The organism is Dietzia timorensis (assembly GCF_020742175.1).
GTDB lineage: Bacteria > Actinomycetota > Actinomycetes > Mycobacteriales > Mycobacteriaceae > Dietzia > Dietzia timorensis_A.
In genome coordinates, this window is the sequence record NZ_DYXM01000232.1 from 1 (window position 1) to 2,894 (window position 2,894).

Annotated in this window: 4 protein-coding genes; 3 read left to right on the forward strand and 1 reads right to left on the reverse strand. The window is 68.1% G+C overall.

The window, feature by feature from the left end:
• On the forward strand, positions 1-162 hold a 162-nt coding region (locus K8V11_RS12225), incomplete at its 5' end, for a DUF6474 family protein (protein WP_303914684.1).
• Between the two features lie 105 nt (positions 163-267).
• Positions 268-984 (forward strand): copper resistance protein CopC, encoded by a 717-nt coding sequence (locus tag K8V11_RS12230; protein ID WP_303914678.1) that lies wholly within the window; start codon positions 268-270, stop codon positions 982-984.
• 69 nt (positions 985-1,053) lie between these two features.
• On the opposite strand, the gene K8V11_RS12235 is transcribed toward K8V11_RS12230, so the two are convergent.
• Positions 1,054-2,619 carry a succinic semialdehyde dehydrogenase gene (locus K8V11_RS12235; RefSeq protein ID WP_303914681.1) on the reverse strand — a complete coding sequence of 522 codons (1,566 nt, stop codon included), beginning with the start codon at positions 2,617-2,619 and terminating at the stop codon, positions 1,054-1,056.
• Positions 2,620-2,783: 164 nt separating this feature from the next.
• On the opposite strand from K8V11_RS12235, the gene K8V11_RS12240 reads away from it, so the two are divergent.
• Positions 2,784-2,894, forward strand: a 111-nt coding sequence (locus tag K8V11_RS12240; protein ID WP_303914689.1) for a MerR family DNA-binding transcriptional regulator, incomplete at its 3' end; no start/stop codon positions are given.

Below are 2,894 nucleotides of genomic sequence, written 5' to 3' on the forward strand. Positions count from 1 at the left end.
TTCTCCGAGCGCACCGAGGTTCGCCTCAATGACATGAACACCGCGCTCGAGACCGCGGAGTCGATTCCGACGGCGGAGCGTCGGAACGTGCACAAGTCGATTTCCGGCGAGCTCGACCGCGTCAACCGCGACGTTCTCGCCCGCCTCGGCGTGAAGAGCTAGGCCCTCTTCGACACCTCCGACCCATCGCGCGGCGCGGCCCCCTTGTGGGCCCGCCGCGCGACGTCATTTTCGACCTTTGCCGCGGCAGGCGACCATAATTGGGGCATGCGCATTTCTTCCGTTCGCTCCGCGTCCTCTGTTCGCCCCTCCGCCGCTACCTCGGGCTCGGCCGGTATCCGGCGCCGGATCGCCGCCCGCGGCATGGCCTTGGCGATGACGGCGGCGCTCGCGCCCGCAGCGGCGGCCGTGGTCGCGGCTCCTGCCGCCCAGGCCCATTCGACCCTCGTCGGCACGACCCCGGAGCAGGGGGCGACGGTCGAGACGTCCCCGGAATCCGTCGAGGTCGTGTTCAACGAGGAGATTTCCTCCGACTTCGCCATGCTGACGGTGATGTCCGACGGAGAGGACGTCGCCGAAGGCGATCCCGAGGTCGAAGGGGACACAATCTCGGTTGCGGTGCCCTCGCTGGAGGCCGGAACGTACACGGTCGGTTACCGAGTGGTCAGCGCGGACGGGCATCCCGTCCAGGGCTCTTGGGAATTCACCGTAGGAGGCGGGGCCGGCTCGGCGACCGAGGCTCCCGGCGCCGAGGCCGACGCGACGGAGTCGAGCACCGGCGAAAACGCCGGTTCCTCGAACGATCAGCCTGCCGATGCCGATGATTCCACCGAGGCCGCGGATGAGGCGGACGAGGGCGGGATCAACGTCTTCGCCGCGATCGGGATCCTCGCGGTGCTGGCCATCGCGCTCATCGGCGGCGCGGCCTTCCTGCTGCAGCGCCACAAGAAGAACATGGCGCAGTTCCACCAGGACGATCAGTAGGCCGAAACGAAAAATGCGGGGCGCGCTCGTGCGCGCCCCGCATTCCGCGGAAGACCGGTAGCGCGTTCGCTATCGCCCCGGGAGGAAGCGCAGGGTTCCGGCCAGCGCCCCCAGTGTCGTGTTCCACTTCTGCGAGTCCATGAAGTCCGGCCCGCCGAGATGCATGAGCCGCTGCGTGGCGACCGTCTGCGCCTCGGTGTACTTGAGGAGCCCGTCGACGCCGTGGCGGCGGCCGACTCCCGAGACGCCCATGCCGCCCATCGGCGCCCCGTAGGAGCCCCAGGCCGCGACGTACCCTTCGCCGACGTTGACCGTGCCTGCGTGGATGCGGCGCGCGATCTCGACGCCCTTCTCATCCGAACCGGCGAACACCGAGGCGTTGAGGCCGTAGTCGGTGTCGTTCGCCTTCTCGACGGCCTCGTCCACCGAATCGACCGGGTACAGGGCCACAAGCGGGCCGAAGGTCTCGCCCGCGAAGCATTCCGCCTCCTCGGGAACGTCCGCGAGTAGCGTCGGCTCGAAGAACAGCGGGCCGAGATCCGGACGCGCCTTGCCGCCGACGAGCACGCGCGCACCCTTGGCGACGGCATCGTCGACGTGCTTCTGGACCGTGGAGAACTGGTCCGCGGAGATGAGCGAACCCATCTCCTTGTCGAACTCGTAGCCCGGGCCGACCTTCATCTCCCCGATGCGGCGGACGAGGGCCTTTTCCAGCTTGTCGGCGATCGCCCGTTCGACGTACACGCGCTCGATGGAGATGCACAGCTGGCCGGCGTTCGAGAACATGGCGCGGGTGGCGATCTCTGCGACCTCGTCGACATCGGCGTCCGCCGTCACAACCATGGGGTTCTTGCCGCCGAGCTCCGCGGAGAAGTTGATGAGCCGCTCCCCCGCCTGCGCGGCGAGTTTACGACCGGTGGCCGTGGAGCCGGTGAACATGAGGTAGTCGCTGTTGTCGACGATCGCGGTGCCGATCTCGCGACCCGGCCCCGGGACCACGGCGAACAGGTCGCGGGGCACGCCGGCGCGGTAGAGCAGCTCGGCGGCGGCCAGCGCGCTGAACGGTGTCTGAGAGTCCGGCTTGAGCACGATCGCATTGCCGGTGATCATCGCCGGGACCGCGTCGGACACCGCGAGGGTGAGCGGGTAGTTCCACGGCGAGATCACGCCGACGACGCCCTTGGGCAGGTAGTTGATCTCGGTTTTGGTGAGCACCGGGATCATGCCCTTGGCGGATTTACGGCCGAGCTCCTTCGGGGCGAGCTTGGCGTAGTACGAGGCGGTCATCGACACGTCGAGGACCTCTTCGAGCGCCGACGAGCGCGCCTTGCCGGTCTCGGCCTGGACCACGTCGAGGAGAAACTCGCGGTTCTCGTGCACGAGCACGCCGAACTTGCCGAGGATGCGGGCGCGCTCGGCCACGGGCCGCGCCGCCCATTCGCGCTGGGCCGTACGGGCGCGCTCGGCGGCGGCGTCGATGTCGGCGGACGTGCCGATCATCATCTCCGCGAGCGGTTCGCCGGTGAACACCTCGTTGATCGTGCGGGTCTCTCGGCTCGACGGGTCGCGAACGAATTCCGGCGCGGCCACCAGGCTGCGGAGGCGGGCAAGTGTTTCAGCGCTAGGTGCAGACATATGCCGAGTATATGTCAAGGCCCATCGCAGGCGGCAGGGCCGAATGGCGCCGATTCCGGACACCGAAATCGGCCAAAGGCTTGACCCTTACGCAACGTGAGGGTGAAGGGTAGCTTCTAGCGCAAGACGCCAGGTGGGCTTCAGCCCGGAAAGGACGAATACCCATGCAGTATGACGGCGGAGAGCACCGCTGGTCGGTGGGCGAGGTCGCGAAGCTCGCGGGAATCACCGTGCGCACGTTGCACCACTGGGACTCCCTCGGTCTCGTGAGCCCC

Bases quoted from the DNA above. Each gene is read 5' to 3' on its own strand.
- K8V11_RS12230 (WP_303914678.1), top strand. From the start codon at position 268: ATGCGCATTTCTTCCGTTCGCTCCGCGTCCTCTGTTCGCCCCTCCGCC.
- K8V11_RS12235 (WP_303914681.1), bottom strand. From the start codon at position 2,619: ATGTCTGCACCTAGCGCTGAAACACTTGCCCGCCTCCGCAGCCTGGTG.